Source organism: Fructilactobacillus sp. X2R1C1 (genome assembly GCF_059901435.1).
In genome coordinates, this window is the sequence record NZ_JBWXUV010000002.1 from 150,763 (window position 1) to 172,587 (window position 21,825).

Sequence of the window (21,825 nt, forward strand, 5' to 3'; positions counted from 1 at the left end):
ATATGGATCTGGAAATATATGATCAAACTAAGGATGGGGTCGACCCCCAAAAAATTGATTTGATTAGAGATATTCTAAATTATGCCGCTAAGTATATTGATTTAAAGAATAATACCGAAATGTCGGTTACTTTGGTCAACAATGATCGCATCAAGGAAATTAACCGGGACTACCGTGGTGTAGATCGGGCCACTGATGTGATTAGTTTTGCGATTGAAGATCAGAGTGATGATGATTTTCCCGTAATCATGAATGATGAAATGAAAAAAGATATTCCTGAAAATATTGGGGATATTTTTGTGTGTGTTGATAAAGTTGCTGAACAGGCTGATTTTTTAAATCATTCAAATGATCGAGAACTTGGTTTTTTAGTTGTACATGGATTTTTGCATCTAAATGGTTATGACCATATGAAGCCTGAGGATGAAGCCATCATGTTCCCACTTCAAAGAAAGATTATGGACTCTTATGGACTTACAAAATAATAAACAGACTGGGAAAAATAAAAATATATTTCAGGCTTTTGGACATGCGTTTGATGGCATTAAATGGGTTTTTGTTCATGAACGAAACTTTAAGTTTGATATAACTAGTGCCATTATTACCCTAATAATTGGGTTTCTTTTGAAAATTAGTTTGGAACAATTTATGTGGCTGTTTACCGCAATTATTTTAGTTCTTGTGGGTGAGATTCTTAACACCGTTGTTGAGAGGATCATGGATTTTATGGCGGACCATCATTACGACGAACGAGTTAAGGTAATTAAAGACGTTGCGGCTGGTGGCGTTGTTTTAACGGCAATTTTTGCGATCATTGTAGGTTTAATTGTTTTCGTTCCAAAAATTATTGAATTAATGAGCTAAAGGGGAAAATATGGCAGAAAAGGCACAGTATAAGTCAGGATTTGTAGCAATTGTAGGACGTCCAAATGTTGGGAAATCAACCTTTTTGAATCGAGTGATTGGGCAAAAGGTTGCGATTATGTCTGACAAGGCACAAACCACTCGTAACAAAATTCAGGGAATTTATACCACTGATGATGCACAAATTGTTTTCATTGATACTCCCGGAATTCATAAACCAAAAAACAAGTTGGATGATTATATGGACGACGCTGCTCTCTCTTCTTTAAAGGAGGTCGATGCAGTCCTTTTTATGGTTAGTGCTACTGAAACTCGTGGTGCTGGTGATAATTACATCATCGATCAATTAAAAAAAGTGGATTGTCCGGTTTACTTAGTTATCAATAAGATTGATGAAGTCAATCCGAACAGTTTATTACCAATCATGGACACGTACAAACGAGCTTATAAATGGGCTGATGTGTTTCCTATTTCTGCTCTTCAAGGGAACAATGTTGATGAATTACTGACTACTTTGGTTTCTAAGTTGCCAGAAGGACCGCAGTATTATCCTGACGATGAAATTACCGATCATCCTGAACGTTTCATCGTTTCCGAATTAATTCGCGAAAAAGTTTTAGAACTAACGAGGCAAGAAATTCCACATTCTGTTGCAGTTGAAGTTGAAAAAATGAAGACCCAAGATAATGGAAACGTTCATATTGACGCTAATATTATTGTTGAACGAAAGGGCCAACGCGGGATCTTAATTGGGAAGAATGGTGGATTGCTGAAAAAGATTGGGACATTGGCCAGAAAAGAGATTGAAACTCTACTTGGAAGCAAAGTTTATCTTGAATTGTGGGTAAAAATTCAACCAAGTTGGCGTGAAAAAGAATCAGCTTTAAGACAATTAGGATACCGAAAAGATAGTTACTAGGTGATATTTTGTCAGTAAATCCAAGGAGTCAAACTTTTCATGGAATTTTATTGTATCGTAAGAACTATCGCGAGCACGATATGTTGGTGAAATTTTTGACGGCAGAAGCTGGGCTCAAAATGTTTTTTATTAGAGGAGCCAATAAAGCGAACTTTAAAATGGCAGGTGATATTTTGCCATTTAGCTTTGGTACGTACGAGGGCACGCTCAAATCAGAAGGATTGTCGTACATTAGTAGTGGTAATGAGGTTAAGCATTTTGAACAGATTGCAAATGATATTTATTTAGATGCATACGCTACTTACATTATGACGTTAGTGGATGCGGCATTTCCTGAAGGAGTTAAGATAAACGATTGGTTTAATCGTTTATACTACGCTTTAAATATGATTAACAGTGGTTTTGATGCTGAAGTAATTACTAATATCATTGAGGTTCAACTTCTTCCTGCTTTTGGGGTAGCACCTGAATTTAAATCCTGTGTTATTTGTCATCAAACCAATAAAAAGTTTGATTATTCAGAAGAGTATGGAGGAATTATTTGTGAGGATCATTTTCATCTTGATCCTCATCGAATGCATCTCGACCAAAAAACAATTTACTATCTTCGCTTGTTTTCTGCGATTGACCTGAAAAAAATCGGTAACATTCAGGTTAATAGCAAAACTAAAAAGAAAATTCGCAGTGTGATTGATAAAATTTACGATAGTTCTGTTGGACTAAATTTAAAGAGTAAAAAATTTTTAGATCAGATGAACAATTGGAAAATCAACCTTAATTGATGGTTAACCGTTGACTGTTTTGTGTGATAATTTTATAATTATAGTAGTTAAATAATTGGTGTTGATGAAGGAAGTTTTATGCTTATCACATTTCAGTGAAACCATGTTAGTGGGAAATGGTTAATGTGGGTATAAATTGGCACTTTCGGAGCCATTTAATCTCGAGTTGCTGATTAAGTTCAGAAGTAGGGTGGAACCGCGAATAAATCGTCCCTATGTGAAAGTCATTGTACTTTTGCATAGGTTTTTTTATTTGCTTATTGATTAGGAGGAGAAGTTAATGACAGAAAAACTATCAGTCCAAGATATTATCAGTACTCTAGAGTCATATTGGAGTTCGCTTGGTTGCATGCGGATGCAATCATATGATACTGAGAAAGGTGCGGGAACAATGAGTCCGTACACTTTTTTGCGTGCGATTGGACCAGAGCCATGGAATGTTTGTTACGTTGAACCATCAAGACGTCCAGCTGATGGTAGGTATGGAGAAAATCCTAATCGGCTTTATCAGCATCATCAGTTTCAGGTATTAATGAAGCCATCTCCGGACAACATCCAAGAATTGTACATTAATTCGCTTGAACAACTAGGAATTAATCCACTTGAACATGATATTCGGTTTGTTGAGGATAACTGGGAAAATCCATCAATGGGATGTGCCGGTGTTGGATGGGAAGTATGGCTCGATGGCATGGAAGTAACTCAGTTTACTTATTTTCAGGTTGTCGGTGGATTAACTATGGATCCAGTTGCGGTTGAAATCACCTATGGATTGGAACGGCTTTCTTCGTACATTCAAGACGTCAACAATGTTTTTGACCTGGAATGGGGTAACGGAGTTAAGTATGGTGACATCTTTAAAGAGCCCGAATATGAGCATTCTAAGTATAGTTTTGAAGAATCAGACCAAAAAATGTTGCACGAAATGTTTGATGCTTACGAGAAAGAGGCCAAACGATTAATATCACTTGGACTAGTTCACCCAGCCTATGATTATATTTTGAAATGTAGTCATACTTTTAATCTACTAGATGCAAGAGGAGCCGTATCTGTCACTGAACGTGCTGGTTACCTTTCACGAATTCGAAAAATGGCACACGCGATCGCCAAAGCATTTGTTGCTGAGCGTAAAAAGCGTGGTTTTCCACTTATTAAGGATGAGCAAAAACGACAAGAGCTTTTAAAAGATGATTCAAAAAATAGTAAGAAGAAAAACAAAAAGCATCATGATGGCAAGGGGGATAAGTAGATGGCTAAGACATTTTTGTTGGAGATTGGATTAGAAGAAATGCCCGCTCATGTCGTGACGCCAAGTGTTAATCAATTGGCAGAAAAAGCGGCTCAGTATTTAAAAGATCAAAGAATTTCTTATGACCAAATTAAAAAGTTCTCTACTCCTAGAAGACTGGCAATTCAAATTACTGGCTTAGTTAACAAACAACCAGATGTTGATAAAGAGGTTCGAGGTCCGGCCGAAAAGATTGCAAAGGACAAAGATGGCAATTGGAGTAAGGCGGCAATTGGTTTTACTAAAGGACAAGGATTAACGCCTGATGATATCGTCTTTAAGGATGTTAAGGGAACTAAGTATGCTTTTGTTGAAAAACACGTAGCGGGAAAACCAGTTCAAGAAGTATTAAGTGGTCTTAATGATGTTATAAAATCAATGACTTTTCCAACGTTAATGAAGTGGGGAACCAACAAGTTTGAATTTATTCGCCCCATTAAATGGATTGTGGCTTTACTGGACGATGAAGTGATCCCAATGCAGATTGTTGATGTTAATTCTGGACGGACCACCTGGGGACACCGCTTTCTTGGAAAAGACGTCGAGTTAAAAAATGCCGATGATTATGAAGAAGCTTTAACCAGCCAACACGTGATTGCCGATGCTAACAAGCGAAAAGATTTAATTCGTAAACAGATTGAAGCGATTGCGAAAAAGAACAATTGGAAGGTCAATATTGATAATGATCTTCTTGAAGAAGTTAATAACTTAGTGGAATGGCCAACTAGTTTTGCTGGAAAATTTGACGACCGTTTCTTAAAAATTCCACGTGAAGTATTGATTACTTCAATGAGAAACCACCAACGATTCTTCTACGTTGAAGATCAGGATGGTAATCTTTTACCTTATTTTGTCTCCGTTAGAAATGGGGATGAGAATCATCTTGATAACGTGGTTGCCGGAAACGAGAAAGTTTTGACTGCTAGACTTGATGATGCTGATTTCTTCTATAATGAGGATCAACAGCAATCAATTGACGATTATGTTAATAAGCTCAAAACAGTTAGTTTTCACGATAAGATTTCTTCTGAATACGATAAGATGCAGCGGGTTCAAGTTATTTCCCAGATAATTGGGAAAGATGTTGGATTAGATGAAACTCAATTAAAACACTTACAACGTGCTTCAGAAATTTATAAATTTGATTTAGTTACCGGGATGGTTGGAGAGTTTGCTGAATTACAAGGAGTAATGGGTGAAAAGTACGCACTGCTTGCGGGTGAAGATCCGGAAGTTGCTACTGCAATTCGTGAACATTATCTTCCCATTTCATCCGACGGGGAACTTCCCAAAACTAAAGTAGGTGCTGTTTTATCAGTGGCAGATAAACTTGACAGTGTGATGACCTTCTTTGCTGCAGATATGATTCCTAGTGGTTCAAATGATCCGTATGCATTAAGAAGGCAGGCAGCTGGAATTGTTAGAATTGTTGTTAGTGAAAAGTGGCGAGTACCACTTATGCCATTAATGAATCAAGTGATTGCTGAAGAGAAAGCTAAAGCGGTCTTACCAAAAGTAGATCAAACTAAGATTGTTTCTGACGTGGTTGCGTTTATTAAAGAAAGAATTAAACGACAACTCAAGTCGAAAGATATTCGCTATGATCTAATTGATGCGGCGGTGGGATCAACTGACAGTGATATTTACTTTAACGTTGAAACCGCAATGACATTAAATGATCATAAAGATGATCCTAATTTTAAAGAATCAATTGAAGCACTGACACGAGTGGTTCGGATTGCTCAAAAAGGTCATTTTCCAGCTGGTAGTGTTAAAGTTGATGAAAAGTTGTTTGAAAATGATTCAGAGAAAGTCTTTAATGATAAAATCAAACTTATCAGCCCAAACTTTAATGAATTGAATGCTAACCAAGCTTTTAATGAATTAACTTCTTTAAAGCCACTCATTGATGAGTATTTTGATAAAACCATGGTAATGGCAGACGACACGAAAGTTCGCAATAATCGTCTGGCAGAATTGACTAATTTAGCAAGAATGATTGATCACTTTGCTGATGTCGACGAAATAATTGTTAAATAAAAAAATTAATATTAGAATAGATTTCCGAGAAAGGATGGTGATCTCATGGCAAAAATTCCTGAAACGGTAATTGATGATGTCTTAAGTAAGACTAACATTACTGACGTTGTTAGTAAGTATGTCAATCTAAAGAAGTCAGGAAATAATTTATTCGGTTTGTGTCCGTTCCATGAGGAAAGAACACCATCCTTTTCTGTGTCAGAAAGTAAACAGATTTTTCATTGTTTTAGTTGTGGACGCGGTGGAAATGTTTTTAAATTCCTCATGGATTTGCAAGGAATTTCCTTTCCAGAAGCTGTTATTGCTGTGGCAGAAGATGAGGGAATTACTCTTCCTGACTCAGTTCAAAATGATAATAGTAAATCTCCAGTAAATTCAGAAAAGAACAGCCTCATTAATCTTCATGAGGAAGCCAGTAAACTCTATCATCATGTATTGGTTAACACTGAGCTTGGAGTTCCCGCATTAAAATATCTGCATGAACGAAAAATAACGGATGAAATGATTGAAACTTTTAACTTAGGATTTGCCCCTAGCCAAAGACTCTTAAAACCGTTCTTTAAGAACAAAAAAACTGATTTTCAACTTTTACGAAAATCGGGATTGTTTGTTGAAAATTCGAGTGGTGAATTGAATGATCGATTTTCGAATCGGATCATGTATCCTATCAGGGATCCTAATTCTAAGACCATTGGATTTTCCGGTAGAATCTTACATCGAGATCCTGATCTTCCAAAATATTTAAATAGTCCTGAAACTAGCATCTTTAATAAACGAAGGATTATTTATAATCTCGATCTTGCCAAGTCTAGTATTCGAAATGAGCAAAATTTAATTCTGTTTGAGGGTTTTATGGACGTTATTTCTGCTTTTCAGGCCGGGGTTAAAAACGGCGTTGCTTCAATGGGAACGAGTTTGACGAACGAACAAATTTATCAGTTCAATCAGTTAACGAATCAGATATACGTTTGTTATGATGGCGATGAACCTGGACAGAAGGCTACTAAGCGAGCGATTAGCCTTTTAAGTAGTGAAGGTAAGTTTAAAGTTGGCGTGATTCAAATGCCTAACGGGGTTGATCCTGATGAGTATCGACGAAAAAATGGAAATGACAAGTTTAAAGATGCTATCAAAAGTGCTCGAGAAACCACAACTTCCTTTGAATTGCATTTTCTTAAAACGCAGTATGATTTAAGTAATGATGAAGAAAAACTAAATTATGTAGATGAAGCTGTTAATGTGATTGCAAAAATTGACAAACCCGTTGAACGTAGTGTTTATTTAAAACATTTAGCTGATGAGTTTGACTTGGATATCAATGCTTTGTCGGTTCAATGTAAACAAATTCGTTCGACCTTCATCAATAAACAGCAAAGAAAACAAATTCGTAGGTTGAAGACTGACTCATCTCCTGAAGTTTTGAATCGAAATCCAAAGAAGATTACTAAAGTTGAAAGTGCGGAGCGCTTACTTTTGTCACGAATGTTGAATAATCATGATGTTTGGCTAAAGGTGACCGATGATCCTGATTTTAGTTTTGTTCATGATGGGTATCAAACGATTTATTTACTTGCACAACATTATTTTCAGTCGCATGACGAGTACGTTCCTGCTGAATTTAGTGACTTTTTGAAGGAATCTGATTTGCAATCAACTTTCGCTAATATTGAAATGGCTGCTTTATCTAATGAGCCAAGTGAAAAAGAAGTTGACGATTGTGTTAAAATAATAAAGCAGGCTTTAACTGGTGGGGTATCCCTTAAATCAAAGTATCAAGAAATGTTAGATGCAGTTAAACTTGGTGATACTGATAAGGCTGCCCAATTGGGTAAAGAATACCAGGACCTGCAAAAGAAGTATCAATAAGAATACAGTAATGGGAGGCAATTTTTATGGCAGAAAAAGACATTAAGAAAAATGAAGTAAATTCCACAAATAAGACTGCGAAAGCAGCTCCCAAAAAGAGCGGTGCTCCTAAAAATAAGAGCACTAAAAAGACTACTGCAAAGAAAACGACTAAAACTAAGGCAACTAGAGCAAAGAAGACAACGAGTAAAGAAAAATTTGATAAAACTGGATATAAGAAGGTTTTTGACGCCGTTGTAAAGAAGCACAAGAAGGTTGGTCACATCACCTATGGGGTCTTGGAGGAAGAACTCCAGGTTCCATTTAGTTTAAATAAAAAACAAATGAACGAATTGATGGAAAAGGTTGAAGACTCAGGAATAAGTATTGTTGATGAAAGTGGCGAACCTGATCCCAGAGCTTTAAAAGCAGCTAAAAAAGTTACTCAAAAAGAACTAAAAAATGCTTCCAGTTCAAAGGGAGTTAAAATTAATGATCCGGTCAGAATGTACCTAAAGGAAATTGGTCGAGTTCCATTACTTACCGCTGATCAAGAGGTACAATTAGCTCTTAGAATCGAGCAGGGTGATGAAACAGCTAAACAAGAATTAGCTGAAGCAAACTTGCGATTAGTTGTTTCAATTGCCAAGCGTTACGTTGGCCGTGGCATGCAATTTCTTGATTTGATTCAAGAAGGGAACATGGGTTTAATGAAGGCCGTTGAGAAGTTTGATTACCGTAAGGGATTTAAGTTTTCAACGTACGCTACTTGGTGGATTAGACAAGCAATTACTCGAGCCATTGCGGATCAGGCTCGAACCATTCGAATTCCCGTTCATATGGTTGAAACCATCAATAAACTGATTCGAATTCAGCGTCAATTACTCCAAGACCTTGGCAGAGAACCGTTACCATCTGAGATTGGTGCTGAGATGGATATGCCAACTTCAAAGGTTAGAGAGATCCTTAAGATTGCTCAGGAACCAGTTTCACTTGAAACTCCAATTGGTGAAGAAGATGACTCCCACTTAGGTGACTTTATTGAAGATGAAGATGCCACTAGTCCTGCTGATCATGCTGCTTATGAGCTTTTAAAAGAACAACTTGAAAGTGTCCTAGATACGTTAACTGACCGTGAAGAGAACGTTTTACGACTTAGATTCGGGTTAGATGATGGAAGAACTCGAACCTTAGAAGAGGTTGGAAAAGTCTTTGGTGTCACTAGAGAACGAATTCGACAGATTGAAGCTAAAGCATTAAGAAAACTGAGACATCCATCACGCAGTAAACAATTAAAAGATTTCTTAGATTAAAGATGTGGCAGAGATCCAACTGGATCGCTGCTTTTTTATTGGATTAGGAGGGAAACGATGACGGCAAAAAAGTTATCGCCACGTTTACAAGCAGTTTCTGATTTAGTTCCTAATGGGGCAACAATAGCTGATATCGGTTCGGATCACGCTTATGTTCCGGCTTATTTGTTAAAACGGAATTTGATTAAGTTTGCGATTGCCGGTGAGGTTGCTCCTGGACCACTGCATAACGCAACATCGGAAATGAAAGAACAACACTTAGGTGATAAAATGGTGACCCGGTTGGGAGATGGACTTAATGTGATTAAATCAAGTGACCACGTGAATGCAATTGTGATTGCTGGGATGGGTGGTGAATTAATCACTCAGATCCTTGAACGTGGCAAAGAGAAACTTTCTAAACAAACGGCCCTAATTCTGCAACCAAACGTTGATGAAATTCGAGTAAGAAGTTGGTTAGTTACAAATCAGTATAAGATCGATATTGAAAACATTGTTTTTGATGCTGGTCATTTTTATGAAATGATCTTGGCAACTCCATCAACGAATCCGGTTAAGTATTCTAATCAGGAACTAAGGTTTGGACCGATTCTTTTAAAACAACAAAAACAAGCATTTATTGCAAAATGGACTGATCGGATGCGGAAAAATAAGATTGTTTTGGATAATCTGCATAATGCTACTAATCCACCTCTTGAAAAAATTCAACACATCCAAAAGATTAACGAAGAATTAGAGGAGATTTTAGATGACAACCGTTAATGACTTAATTACTAGATTTGAACGATTCGCACCACTTTCACTTGCTGAACCAAAAGACCCAACTGGATTTCAAATTGGTTCTAAAAAGCGAAGTATTAAAAACGTCATGACCACTTTAGACGTTAGACCTGAAGTGGTTGATGAAGCGATCAACAAGAACGTTGATTTTATTTTTGCCCATCATCCCGTGATGTTTCATCCTGCAAAGAATTTAGATTTAGCTGATCCCCAAAATCAAATGTACGCTAATATTTTGAAACATAATATTACCGTTTATGCGGCTCATATGAACTTGGACAATGCAAATGGTGGAATGAATGACTGGCTAGCAGATGCGATCGGTCTTCAAAATACCGTTGGACTGGTACCCCATTTGGATACTAAGGGTTTTCCTACTAATTATTCGATGGGACGCGTTGGCAACTTGAAACAATCAATGAAAATCATTGATTTAGGTCGACTATGTAAACAAGTGTTTGGAATTAGTGGTTTACGAATAGTAACAAATGATGATCAGCAGCGTGTTAAGCGGATTGCTATCTTAGGTGGAGACGGTGGCAAGTTCTATCGACAAGCGATTGAACAAGGCGTTCAAGTTTATATTACTGGCGATTTGTATTATCATACTTCTCAAGAGATGCTTTCAAGTGGTCTGTCTGCGATTGATCCCGGGCACCATATTGAAAGTATATGTAAAAATAAGTTAGCTGAAATGTTTACGCGCTGGTCTGATGAAAATCGTTGGGATATCAATGTATTTGCATCGCAACTAAACACGGATCCGTTTGAGTTTATATAGGAGGAATAGTTATGGCTGATAGCAAGCAGTTACTGGATCGCTTTTTGAAATATGTGAAGGTGAATACGAGATCTAATCCGAATTCTGACACAATTCCGTCTGATCCTAAAGAAGTTGATTTTTTAAACGAACTTTCTTATGAATTAAAGGATATTGGGATGGAAAACGTACGAACCAATGAAAAAAGTGGTTATGTTTTTGCTGATTTACCAAGTAATGTTAAGCAAAAAGTTCCTAAGATTGGATTTATCTCTCATATAGACACTGCAGACTTTAATTCAGAACACGTCAATCCACAAGTAGTTAAAAATTACGATGGAAAATCGATTATTAAACTTGATAAAGATGGCAAATACCAGCTGGATCCGAGCGTATTTCCAACCCTTAAAAAGTATGCTGGTCAAACTTTAATTACTACCGATGGTTCAACTCTCTTAGGAGCTGACGATAAGGCGGGAGTGGCTGAAATTATGACGGCAATGAAATACTTAGTTGATCATCCCGAAATTAAGCATGGCGATATCGTAGTTGGGTTTGGACCAGATGAGGAGATTGGTACCGGAGCCGATCAATTTGACGTTACTGATTTTGGTGCTGATTTTGCATACACGGTTGATGGTGGTCCACTTGGAGACTTAGAGTACGAAACGTTTAATGCGGCGTCTGCCACAATAAAATTCAACGGAACTGATGTTCATCCTGGTGACGCCTATGGTGTGATGGTAAATGCCTCTCAGCTTGCAATTGATTTTCATAATCAATTACCAAAGGACCAACGACCGGAAAATACCAAAGATCGTCAGGGCTTTTATTATCTGCTTGCGATTGATGGGGTAACTGATCATGCTAAATTAGATTACATCATTCGTGATCATGATAAGAGTAAGTTCAACGAACGCAAGCAGTTCATTCAAAACTTAGTTAATAAGTTTAATGATAAATATGGTGATGGGAGAGTTGAACTTGAGATGCATGATGAATATTACAACATGGCGGAAATCATTAAGAAAGATATGACACCCGTCAATATTGCTAAGGATGCCATGAATGAAGTTAACATTAAGCCAAATATTTATCCGGTTCGTGGTGGTACTGATGGTTCTAAGATTTCTTTTCTTGGGATTCCAACTCCCAACCTATTTGCTGGACCAGAAAACATGCATGGTCGCTTTGAATATGTGTCGCTTCAAACGATGGAAAAGGCTGTCGATTTAATTATTAAGATTTCAGAGGATGTTTCAAAAGACTAAAAAAATAACCTGCAGGTTCAACCTGCAGGTTATTTTTATTTCTAATTAACGACTAATTAGTTTAATTCCGTTGAAGGCAATAAGGGCAACAACAGCGCCGATTACTCCAACTTGAATCCAATTATAAGGTGCGCCAACCAAGGCCGATCCAATATAACCAATAATTTCGCCATATACAAATCCCCAGAAAGCACCAGTTAAGTTAGCAGCAAACGTCTTCATAATTAACACCTCTCAATACCAGTAGTTTATCACTACAGTAGAAAAAATCAATTACAAACTTCGAATAAAATTTATCGGGTCCATTTGCTATAATGAATATGAATTAAGAAAGGAGATGACAAATTTTGGGATACAATCCGTTACAAAACATCACATCGTATAGTTTGCTTCAAAGTACCAATACGGTTCCTAAGTTAATTGAAAAAGCTCGTGCGCGTGGTTATCAAAGTGTGGCTCTAACTGATCGGAATGTGATGTATGGGTCGGTAGCTTTTTATAATGAGGCAAAAAAGCAGGGTATTAAGCCAATTATTGGTTTAACGGCAGTTTTGGACGGGATGTTTTTTAAAGAAAACAAGTCCGAATTGATTTTGATTGCTAAGGATCAGGACGGGTACAAGAATTTGATGAAAATTTCATCACTTTTGATGAGTAATGATCAAACTAATGTTGTTGAAAAAATCAAGGATAAACTTCACCATTTATTTGTCATTTTTCCAGAGAATAGTGAGTTAAATAAACTAATTGAAGTAGGAAGAATGAGCGAAGCCAAAACCTTAATTGCTAAGGTAAAGAGCGTTAGCGATTCAAATGCAGTAAAGGTTGGAATTAGCTTAAATCGAACTAAGATAATTATAAATGAGCTTAAGAACCTAGGGGTCCAAGCTGATGTTGATTTAGTGGCGCTTAATTCGGTTGAATATCTTGACGCAGATGATTATTTTTCAAATGAAGTTTTAAAGTCGATTGGAACTGGTGATGTGATCAAAAATCCAATGGAAGAACGGCACCAGGTTGGAACAAAATGGTTGAAGGATCGTCATAATATTGAGACTCAGTATCACAATCTAGGGCTTGATCAAGCGGTTTTAAATAACCAGAAAATGGTTGATGAAGTTGACGTAGCGATTCCCAAAGAGCAACCTAAACTACCGACGTTTAAAGCTCCAGATAATCTTTCTTCAAAGGACTATTTACGTCAATTATGTGAACTTGGTTTAAAGGAAAGATTGAAGGATGAATCGCATCTTAATCGTAATGAGTATCAGGACCGGTTAGATTCTGAACTAAAAGTTATTAATCGGATGGGATTTGATGATTATTTCTTGATTGTATGGGATGTTTTAAATTTTGCTCATCACCAAGGAATTATAACTGGACCTGGTCGGGGATCTTCAGCGGGATCATTAGTTGCGTACACTTTAAAAATTACCGATGTGGATCCGATTAAGTATAATTTGCTATTTGAACGATTTTTAAACGAAGAACGAGCACAGATGCCGGATATTGATTTAGATATTCCCGATAATCGGCGTGATGATATTTTACAGTATGTTCATCAAAAATATGGAAATGAACATGTTGCTCAAATTGTGACTTTTGGAACGTTAGCTGCCAAACAAGCTCTTCGAGATGTTGGCAGGGTATTTGGAATGACTCCAACTCAAATGGCAAAGTGGTCATCTGCAATTCCAAATCAGCTTCATGAATCCCTGGCTAAGGCCGAATCAGAATCACAGAAATTAAGAAATTTATTAGCTGATAGTAAAACCAATCGGTTGCTATTTGATATTGCTGAAAAACTAGAGGGACTACCACGCCATTTTTCCACTCACGCTGCTGGTTTAATTTTAAGTGAAGATCCCATCGTTGATCGTGCTCCACTTCAATCCGGAAATGATGGATTGTTGATGACCCAGTACTCCAAGTATTATGTTGAAAGCGTGGGGCTCTTAAAGATTGATTTTTTGGGTTTGAGAAACCTCTCTACAATGGCTAACATTTTAGAAATTATTCATTCAAAAGTTGATCGTAATTTTGAAATAACTGACATCAATTTAAATGATCAGGATACTTTGAAGCTTTTTCAATCTGGTAAGACTAATGGGGTTTTTCAATTTGAATCATCTGGGATTCAAAACGTGTTACGTAAATTAAAACCAAATGATTTTGATATGGTGGCAGCCGTGAATGCTTTGTATCGACCCGGTCCCATTAAGAATATTGATATGTTTATTGCCAGAAAGAATGGAACTCAGACGGTTAACTATCCAAATGAAACCATTAAAAACATTTTGGGTTCAACCTTTGGCATTATTGTTTATCAGGAACAGGTTATGCAACTTGCATCGGCAATGGGTGGTTTTACACTGGGACAAGCTGATATTTTGCGCCGTGCGATGAGCAAAAAGCATAAAAAAGAAATGGATAACATGAAGATCCAGTTCATTGATGGCGCTAGTAAAAAAGGATATTCTAAAGATGTTTCAAAGACAACGTTTGACTATATGGAACGATTTGCCGACTATGGATTTAATAAGTCTCACGCAGTTGCATATAGCAAAATGGCGTTTCAGTTGGCCTATTTAAAAGTTCATTTTCCTGGTCCATTTTTTACATCGTTGCTAAATTCGGTGATCGGTAATTCACGTAAGACCAAGAATTACGTTCAAGAAGCCAAAGAATCAGGTATTCAAGTTGAGCGTCCTGATATTAATGAGAGTAAAGATGTTTATACTTATCAGGATGGTAAAATCAGGTTTGGACTTCGTACCATCAAAGGATTACGAACCGATTTTATTAAGAATGTTGAGGAAGAACGAAAGCAAAATGGTAATTTTCATGATTTACAGGAATTAATCAGTCGAATCGATCCCAGATTTAGAAAAATTGATCTTTTAAACGCACTTGCTTATTCAGGGGCGCTTGATGGTTTTGGGTATAACCGAAAAGAATTAATTAATGCAATTCCAGAATTTATTAGTTCTACTGAATTAAGTGGAAACTCAATTGAATTAATTCAAGCGTTGGCTCCCAAAATTAAAAGAACTGATGATTTTTCTGATTGGGAGAAACTAAACAAGGAAAATGAGTACCTGGGAACTTACCTAACCGGACATCCAGTTGGTCACTATACTGATTTACAAGAACAAGTGCATGCTTTAACTACTAATGATATTCATGAGCCCAGTAAAAACGTGAAAATGATTTTGTTTGTATCTCATGTAAAGACGATCCGAACGAAAAAAGGGCAACTTATGGCTTTCATAGATGGTAATGATCAGTTTGGTGATATTGATGTGACCATTTTTCCTAATCTTTACGCTAAAATTAGTGGATGGATAAAAAGTGGAATAGTGGTTTTGGTGTCTGGAAACATTGAGGTTCAACGGGGACTTCAATTAGTGGCAAATTCAATTGAACCAGCTGCTAATGTCGTTCATCAGTCTTTAAAAAAAGTTGATCATCAAAAAAAGCTTTATTTAAAGATTGCGTTAGATCATGATCGAGATTCAATCTATCAAGATTTAATCCGGATAATAAAAAGATATCCTGGTTCAACACCAATTTTGCTTTATCGAGCTTCCGATGATCGAAAGCAACTATTAGATAAAGCATATAACGTGGCCATTAATTCTGATTTAATGCATGATCTACGTGACATTTTAGGAGTGGGAAACGTTGTTACACAATGATAAATTTTGCCTGTGAAACTAACGACAATCCTTATAAAAAGTGATACAATACACTTGAAATCAAATAATGCATGGTACGCAGATGTGTGCCATGCAAAAAGGAGAGGCTTTACTTATGAAGAGAACAAAGATCGTAAGTACACTTGGTCCTGCAAGTACTGATGTTGATACCATCACTAAGCTTATTGAAGCAGGAGCAAACGTTTTTCGTTTCAATTTTTCACACGGAGACCATGCGGAACATTTAGACCGTATGAATAAAGTGAAAGAAGCGGAAAAGAAAACTGGTAAGGTTGTTGGAATTGTCTTAGATACTAAGGGTGCTGAAATCAGAACCACGGTACAAAAAGACGGAAAGATTGAATACCACACTGGTGATCAATTTAGAATTTCAATGGATGGTAACCTTGAGGGAACTAAAGACAAGATTGCTGTTTCTTACCCAGGCTTGTATGACGACGTTAAAGTTGGCGGACACGTTCTGTTTGATGACGGTCTTTTGGATACCAAGATTGACAAAAAAGATGATGCCAACAAAGAGTTAGTGGTTACTGCCCAAAATAACGGGGTCTTGGGCTCACGTAAGGGTGTTAATGCTCCAGGAGTTTCAATTAACTTACCTGGTATTACTGAAAAAGATACTGATGATATCCTTTTCGGATGTGACCATGGTATTAACTATATCTCTGCTTCATTTGTTAGAAAGCCACAAGATGTCCTAGATATCCGTGCCTTACTTGAAAGCAAGAATATGGAAGACGTTCAAATTTTTCCTAAGATTGAATCACAAGAAGGAATCGACAACTTTAACGAAATCATCAAAGTATCTGATGGTTTGATGGTTGCCAGAGGTGACATGGGAGTTGAAATTCCACCAGAAAATGTCCCAACCGTTCAAAAACATTTAATCAAGATCTGTAATGATTTAGGTAAACCAGTTATCACTGCTACTCAAATGCTTGATTCCATGCAAGAAGAACCAAGACCTACTCGTGCCGAAGTATCTGATGTTGCTAATGCTGTTTATGATGGTACTGATGCAACTATGCTTTCAGGTGAAAGTGCTAACGGTGATTACCCAGTTAAGTCAGTTGCAATGATGAGCAAGATTGATATCGAAGCTGACAAACACTTCTTTGAATTTGGTACTCCACGTCCTAAGTTCGGTACTGGTGACGTCACTGAGTCACTTGGTGAAGCAGTTGCACGGATTGCTAAGGATATGGGAATTCACACAATTGTAGCTGCAACCGGTTCAGGTTACACTGCAAGAATGATTTCAAAATATCATCCAGACGCTGATATTCTTGCTTTAACGTTTAACGATCGTGTTCGTCGTGGCTTGACGGTTAACTATGGTGTTCAACCAATCTTAGTTGATAAACCATCAAATCCAGATGAAATGTTCGAATTGGCTGCTAAAAAGGCAGTTGAAACTGGACTTGCTAAGGAAGGCGACATGATCTTGATTACTTCAGGTGTACCATTAGGTGATCAAGGAACTACTAACACAATTCGCGTTAAGTTGATTGGTACTAAATTAGCTCAAGGTCAAGGTGTTGGTGGTGAAACTGTTATTGGCAAGACAGTAGTTGCTAAAGATGCTAAGGAAGCTAACGATAAAGCCATTGATGGTGGTGTTCTAGTTGTTAAGGATACAAACAAGGACTACTTACCAGCAATGAAGAAGTCAAGTGCAATCGTGGTTGAAAACGGTGGTTTGACCTCATACGCTGCTGTCGTTGGTATCTCCCTTAACATTCCAGTAATTGTGGGTGCTACTGATGCAGTTGAAAACATCAAAGATGGTCAATTAGTTACTGTTGACGGTCGTCGCGGTGTTGTTTACGCTGGAAACCAATCAAAAGCTAAATAATAATTATTAAGAATGAAGCACTCGATTATTATCGGATGCTTTTTTTATTTGGTATAATATTCATTAAAAGCACTGGGATGGAGAATTAATATGAATGAAGATTTGGGAACCGTAATTACGGGAAAAGTCACTGATGAAAACGATAAGGAGTATTTCATTCAAAATAACGGAATTACCTATTCTTTAAACAAGGGCGAGTTAAAAAAGCCAATTAAATTAGGTGGAAATTTTAAAGGATTTGTCTACGAAAATGAAAAGCATCAAATGAAAATCACGCGAAACGTTCCGGATGTTGGAATTGACAGCTATGCATGGGGAAAAGTGGTTGGAATTAAATTTGGATTGGGAATCTTTGTTGACATCGGTTTACCAGATAAGGATGTTGCTGTTTCTCTTGATGATTTGCCGGATATTAAGTCATTATGGCCAGAAGTTGGTGACCAACTTTTAATTGCTTTAAAAAAGGATAGTAAGAATCGAATCTGGGGTAAATTAGCTGATCCTCAGATATATAAAGCGATTTCCCAACCAGTTAATGATCCAAAATTGAAAAATCGGGATGTTAATGCTTGGGTCATTAACCCTAAACTGATGGGAACGCAAGTAATAACGGATCACTACAATTTAGGGTTCATTGACAAATCAGAAGAGGAAGAACAACCACGACTAGGAGAGAAAGTAAACGCTAGGATTATTGGAATCCGACCTAATAAAACGCTTTATTTATCACTTAGACCACGATCTTATGAAGTGATTGGTGAGGACGCCAAGATGATTCAGACAATTCTTGAGCATAAGCCTAATAATGAATTACCTTATAACGATAAAAGTGACCCTCAAGTAATTAAGGATTACTTTGGAATCAGCAAATCTCAGTTTAAACGAGCCCTGGGGCATTTATTAAAGGCTCATGTTATTTCCGAAACCCCAGATGGAATTAAATTAACTGAAACGAGATGAAAGTAAGTGAATGATCAAATTGAAGATTATCTCCACTATTTACTAGTAGAAAGAGGATTATCTGACAATACCATTAAAAGTTATCGACAAGATTTAAGGGAATTTGAGTTGGATTTAAAAAAAAATCACATCAGTTCGTTTAAAGATGTTGACCAGTATGCAATTTTAAATTACATGGAAACAATGAAAAATAGTGGTAAGTCTCGTAATACAATCATTCGATTTGTATCAACGCTTCGTAAATTTTTTCAATATTTAATGGAATTTAAGGTGATTAAAAAGAACCCCATGAACAAGATTGATACTCCTAAAAAGGGCAAGCACTTACCCGATGTTTTATCCGTTAATGAAGTTGATCGATTACTTAAAATGCCGGATGTGAACACCAAGTATGGGGTAAGAGATCGAACCATTTTAGAAGTGATGTATGCTACTGGGCTTCGAGTATCTGAATTGATTAATTTAAAGTTATCCGATCTTCATTTAGAAATGAATCTGATTCAGACCATTGGAAAGGGGGATAAGGAACGAATTGTTCCAATTGGAGAAGTTGCTCAGAATTGGCTATTTAAGTATTTAAATGATAGTCGATTACAGTTACTTAAGCACCGGACATCTCCGTACGTTTTTTTGAATGCGCATGGTGGACGAATTAGTCGACAAAGCATTTGGGAAAAGATTAAACGTTACGTTAGTTTAGCTGGCATTAAAAAGAACGTTACTCCACATACATTACGACATTCTTTTGCAACGCACATTTTAGAAAATGGAGCAGATCTTAGAACTGTGCAGGAATTACTTGGACATTCTGATATTTCCACGACGCAAATTTACACTCATATTTCCCACGAGCGGTTAAGTCAGGTGTATGATAAATATCATCCAAGAGCATAAAATGAGATGGAATAATAATGACAGCAAGTAATTGAGGTGATGTCGATGCTATTCAGGTATCGAAATGATTATGAAAAGATTGTGATGGGGATGTTGTCACTTTCTAAAAGTAACGATAAAACGAAACATCTTGTGGAAGAAATGAATTGGTATCGAAATGCTGACAATCGTGACATTTTTCTTTGGAAGGATCGATTTGGAAATTGGGCTGGAATTGTAGGAGTTGAAACCAACCCGAAAAACGTGGTTGTTAGAAGGATTACCCTTACGCCAGATGCTAACAATATTTTTAATGAATTTCGAATTCTTGATAGTGTTGAAAATGAATATCCTGACAAAAAAATCATGGGAACGTTTAATACGCAAGATGTCATTAGTAAATGGGAGTTAAGTCATGAACAGAGACAATCTACAGATTCACGTTAATGACTTTGATGGTCCACTAGAGCTTTTACTGCATCTAATCAAACAAGCAAAGATGGATATTTATGATATTGACATTAAGGATATTACTGAGCAATATTTTAAATATTTAAATGAAATGAAACGTTTAAATTTTGATATTGCTGGTGATTTCTTTGTAATGGCGGCTAATTTGATGCGAATTAAATCTAAAATGTTGTTAGCTAAAGAAACTGATGATGAATTAGATGATGATCCACGGGACGATCTGGTTGATCAGTTGGTTGAATATAATCGTTATAAAAAAGCGTCGAAAAAGTTGCAAAAAAAAGAAGTAGAACGAAATCATTATCATTCTAGGATTCGTTCTTTTAATAAGTCGGAGATTGCAATTGGTGAAAATGAGTTTGAAATTAGCTTGCTGGAACAAGCATGGAATAAGATCATTAAGCGACATCAGTTAACTTCTAAACCGCCAGTTCAACAAGTTTCAGAATGGAATTTTAGCGTTAATGAGCAAAGTGAAGTAATTATGAGACGAATAAATGGAGCTAGTAGTCATGAAATCTATTTTTCCAAGTTGTTTGAGGCCAATTCTCCTTTAGAAGAATTAGTGACCGATTTTTTGGCACTTTTGGAAATGGTTAAACATCATCGTATTATGGTTGTGCAAACCAGTAATGACGGAGAAATCTTATTAAGGAAATCTAATTAATGAATTTAATGGCAGAAATTGAAGCTCTCTTGTATGTTTCGGGAGAGTCTGGAATGACAATTGAACGGTTGAAAAAATTAACTTCCGCAAATGATTCCACCATTCGGAGCTGTATTGCTTCGTTGAGTGAGCGTTATTCAAGTGATCGATTTGGCATCTGCATTTTACAAAATGGTGACATTATCCATATGACAACTAAAAAGGATTATTCAAAAGTAATTCAAAAGTTTGTTAAATCCGATGAAGAGTTGTTAACGCAGTCGGCACTTGAGACGCTTACGATTATTGCGTATAAACAGCCAATAACGCGCGTTGAGGTTGATGAGGTGAGGGGCGTAAATAGTTTGATTTCAATTAGAAATCTTTTGGCACAAAATTTAATTACCATCAAGGGTGAGCGTGATGAACCAGGCAAACCTAAGCTATATGTTACTACCGACCTTTTTTTAAACGCTTTTAACCTTAAAAGCATTAATGATTTACCAGCTTTAGATGCAGAAAGAGATCCAAAAGATTATGGTCAGATGTTTGATGATAAAATGAAACCATTGGAGGATCAGCAAGATGAGTGAAAGATTACAAAAAGTTATGGCGCATGATGGGGTGGCTTCGAGACGAAAGTCTGAGGAACTCATTAGTACTGGACATGTGAAGGTTAATGGTAAGATTGTTAATCAGTTAGGGATAAAAGTTGAACCCACTGACAAGATTGAGGTGGATGGAACATCGTTAAGAAAAGAAGATCTAGTATATTTTGCCCTGTATAAGCCACGTGGGGTAATTTCTTCTGTGAGGGATGAAAGGGATCGAGAGACCGTTTTGAACTTTTTAAAAAAGGTTCCTGAACGAATATACCCCGTTGGACGATTAGATTATGATACGAGTGGGATAATTATTTTAACTAACGACGGAACGCTTGATTTCCAGTTAACTCATCCTAAATATGAAGTAAAAAAGACATACTTAGTTAAGGTGATTGGGAAACTCGATCACAATGAGTTGAATAAAATTCGAAAGGGTGTTTTAATTAATGGCAAGTATAAGAGTGCACCCGCGGAAGTTGAGGTGATTTATAAGGCTGGTAATTCAAAGAATAATTCGGTGCTACGTTTGACGATTCACGAGGGTAAGAATCATGAAGTTAAAGATATGCTGAAAGCAGTTGGTCATCCTGTTGAAAAATTAAAACGGGAAGAGTTTGCTGGGATCGGTTTAGAAAACTTACAACCTGGTGAGTTTCGTAGGCTCCGAAAAAGAGAAATACGAGATTTGTATGCTTTAACTAAATAATTAATAAAACGTCTTCAAGGTCGGGTGAAATTCCCAATCGGTGGTTACAGCCCACTACCCAATGAAAATTGGTTGAGATGGTGAAATCCCATTGCCGACAGTAAAGTCTGGTATAAAGAAGATGAGTT

The 21,825-nt window shown here is 36.8% G+C and carries 20 protein-coding genes and 1 riboswitch; of the genes, 19 read left to right on the forward strand and 1 reads right to left on the reverse strand.

The genetic code is table 11. The annotated features are described in order from the left end of the window. Positions 1-2: 2 nt before the first annotated feature. The 11 genes from ybeY (at position 3) to pepT (ending at position 11,862) form a co-directional block, all read left to right on the forward strand. Positions 3-485, forward strand: a complete 483-nt coding sequence (gene ybeY / locus AC6UDG_RS03730) for an rRNA maturation RNase YbeY (protein ID WP_500696650.1) — start codon at positions 3-5, stop codon at positions 483-485. Continuing rightward, the gene (locus tag AC6UDG_RS03735; protein ID WP_500706430.1) at positions 469-864 is read left to right on the forward strand and encodes a diacylglycerol kinase family protein; all 396 of its coding nucleotides are present in this window, start codon (positions 469-471) and stop codon (positions 862-864) included. The genes ybeY and AC6UDG_RS03735 overlap by 17 nt, the downstream gene beginning before the upstream one ends. Positions 865-874: 10 nt before the next feature. Beyond that, entirely contained in the window at positions 875-1,783 is a 909-nt protein-coding gene (gene era, locus AC6UDG_RS03740) for a GTPase Era (RefSeq protein WP_500706432.1), read from the forward strand. Between the two features lie 8 nt (positions 1,784-1,791). Continuing rightward, positions 1,792-2,565 (forward strand): DNA repair protein RecO, encoded by a 774-nt coding sequence (recO, locus tag AC6UDG_RS03745; protein ID WP_500706434.1) that lies wholly within the window; start codon positions 1,792-1,794, stop codon positions 2,563-2,565. Between the two features lie 280 nt (positions 2,566-2,845). Further along, entirely contained in the window at positions 2,846-3,814 is a 969-nt protein-coding gene (glyQ, locus tag AC6UDG_RS03750; RefSeq protein ID WP_500696652.1) for a glycine--tRNA ligase subunit alpha, read from the forward strand. After that, positions 3,815-5,893 carry a glycine--tRNA ligase subunit beta gene (gene glyS, locus AC6UDG_RS03755; protein WP_500706436.1) on the forward strand — a complete coding sequence of 693 codons (2,079 nt, stop codon included), beginning with the start codon at positions 3,815-3,817 and terminating at the stop codon, positions 5,891-5,893. 45 nt (positions 5,894-5,938) lie between these two features. Beyond that, complete coding sequence (dnaG, locus tag AC6UDG_RS03760) at positions 5,939-7,759, forward strand: DNA primase (protein WP_500706438.1); 1,821 nt, start codon at positions 5,939-5,941, stop codon at positions 7,757-7,759. A gap of 26 nt (positions 7,760-7,785) precedes the next feature. After that, complete coding sequence (gene rpoD, locus AC6UDG_RS03765; RefSeq protein ID WP_500693798.1) at positions 7,786-9,051, forward strand: RNA polymerase sigma factor RpoD; 1,266 nt, start codon at positions 7,786-7,788, stop codon at positions 9,049-9,051. A 57-nt stretch (positions 9,052-9,108) separates the two neighbouring features. Next, positions 9,109-9,813, forward strand: a complete 705-nt coding sequence (locus AC6UDG_RS03770; protein ID WP_500693797.1) for a tRNA (adenine(22)-N(1))-methyltransferase — start codon at positions 9,109-9,111, stop codon at positions 9,811-9,813. Further along, positions 9,800-10,612, forward strand: a complete 813-nt coding sequence (locus tag AC6UDG_RS03775; protein WP_500706440.1) for a Nif3-like dinuclear metal center hexameric protein — start codon at positions 9,800-9,802, stop codon at positions 10,610-10,612. The genes AC6UDG_RS03770 and AC6UDG_RS03775 overlap by 14 nt, the downstream gene beginning before the upstream one ends. Before the next feature lie 11 nt (positions 10,613-10,623). Then, positions 10,624-11,862, forward strand: a complete 1,239-nt coding sequence (pepT, locus tag AC6UDG_RS03780; RefSeq protein WP_500699455.1) for a peptidase T — start codon at positions 10,624-10,626, stop codon at positions 11,860-11,862. Positions 11,863-11,907: 45 nt separating this feature from the next. Here pepT and AC6UDG_RS03785 read toward each other — a convergent pair whose 3' ends face one another. After that, positions 11,908-12,084: a YjzD family protein gene (locus AC6UDG_RS03785; protein ID WP_500693794.1), complete on the reverse strand. Its 177-nt coding sequence runs from the start codon at positions 12,082-12,084 to the stop codon at positions 11,908-11,910. A 125-nt stretch (positions 12,085-12,209) separates the two neighbouring features. On the opposite strand from AC6UDG_RS03785, the gene dnaE reads away from it, so the two are divergent. The 8 genes from dnaE (at position 12,210) to AC6UDG_RS03825 (ending at position 21,697) form a co-directional block, all read left to right on the forward strand. Beyond that, positions 12,210-15,560 (forward strand): DNA polymerase III subunit alpha, encoded by a 3,351-nt coding sequence (gene dnaE / locus AC6UDG_RS03790; protein WP_500706442.1) that lies wholly within the window; start codon positions 12,210-12,212, stop codon positions 15,558-15,560. A 115-nt stretch (positions 15,561-15,675) separates the two neighbouring features. Beyond that, positions 15,676-17,436, forward strand: coding sequence for a pyruvate kinase (gene pyk / locus AC6UDG_RS03795; RefSeq protein WP_500706444.1), 1,761 nt, complete (start codon positions 15,676-15,678; stop codon positions 17,434-17,436). Positions 17,437-17,526: 90 nt separating this feature from the next. Then, entirely contained in the window at positions 17,527-18,396 is an 870-nt protein-coding gene (locus AC6UDG_RS03800) for a CvfB family protein (protein WP_500693791.1), read from the forward strand. Between the two features lie 6 nt (positions 18,397-18,402). After that, positions 18,403-19,290 carry a site-specific tyrosine recombinase XerD gene (gene xerD / locus AC6UDG_RS03805; RefSeq protein WP_500693790.1) on the forward strand — a complete coding sequence of 296 codons (888 nt, stop codon included), beginning with the start codon at positions 18,403-18,405 and terminating at the stop codon, positions 19,288-19,290. A 45-nt stretch (positions 19,291-19,335) separates the two neighbouring features. Beyond that, positions 19,336-19,716, forward strand: a complete 381-nt coding sequence (locus tag AC6UDG_RS03810) for a riboflavin biosynthesis protein RibT (RefSeq protein WP_500706446.1) — start codon at positions 19,336-19,338, stop codon at positions 19,714-19,716. Beyond that, entirely contained in the window at positions 19,685-20,407 is a 723-nt protein-coding gene (locus tag AC6UDG_RS03815; protein WP_500706448.1) for a segregation and condensation protein A, read from the forward strand. Before AC6UDG_RS03810 ends, AC6UDG_RS03815 begins: the two co-directional genes overlap by 32 nt. Continuing rightward, positions 20,407-20,979, forward strand: coding sequence for an SMC-Scp complex subunit ScpB (gene scpB / locus AC6UDG_RS03820; protein ID WP_500706450.1), 573 nt, complete (start codon positions 20,407-20,409; stop codon positions 20,977-20,979). Before AC6UDG_RS03815 ends, scpB begins: the two co-directional genes overlap by 1 nt. Beyond that, positions 20,972-21,697 carry a pseudouridine synthase gene (locus tag AC6UDG_RS03825; RefSeq protein ID WP_500699459.1) on the forward strand — a complete coding sequence of 242 codons (726 nt, stop codon included), beginning with the start codon at positions 20,972-20,974 and terminating at the stop codon, positions 21,695-21,697. Before scpB ends, AC6UDG_RS03825 begins: the two co-directional genes overlap by 8 nt. A gap of 6 nt (positions 21,698-21,703) precedes the next feature. Then, a riboswitch (FMN riboswitch) is annotated at positions 21,704-21,824 on the forward strand. Position 21,825 lies beyond the last annotated feature (1 nt).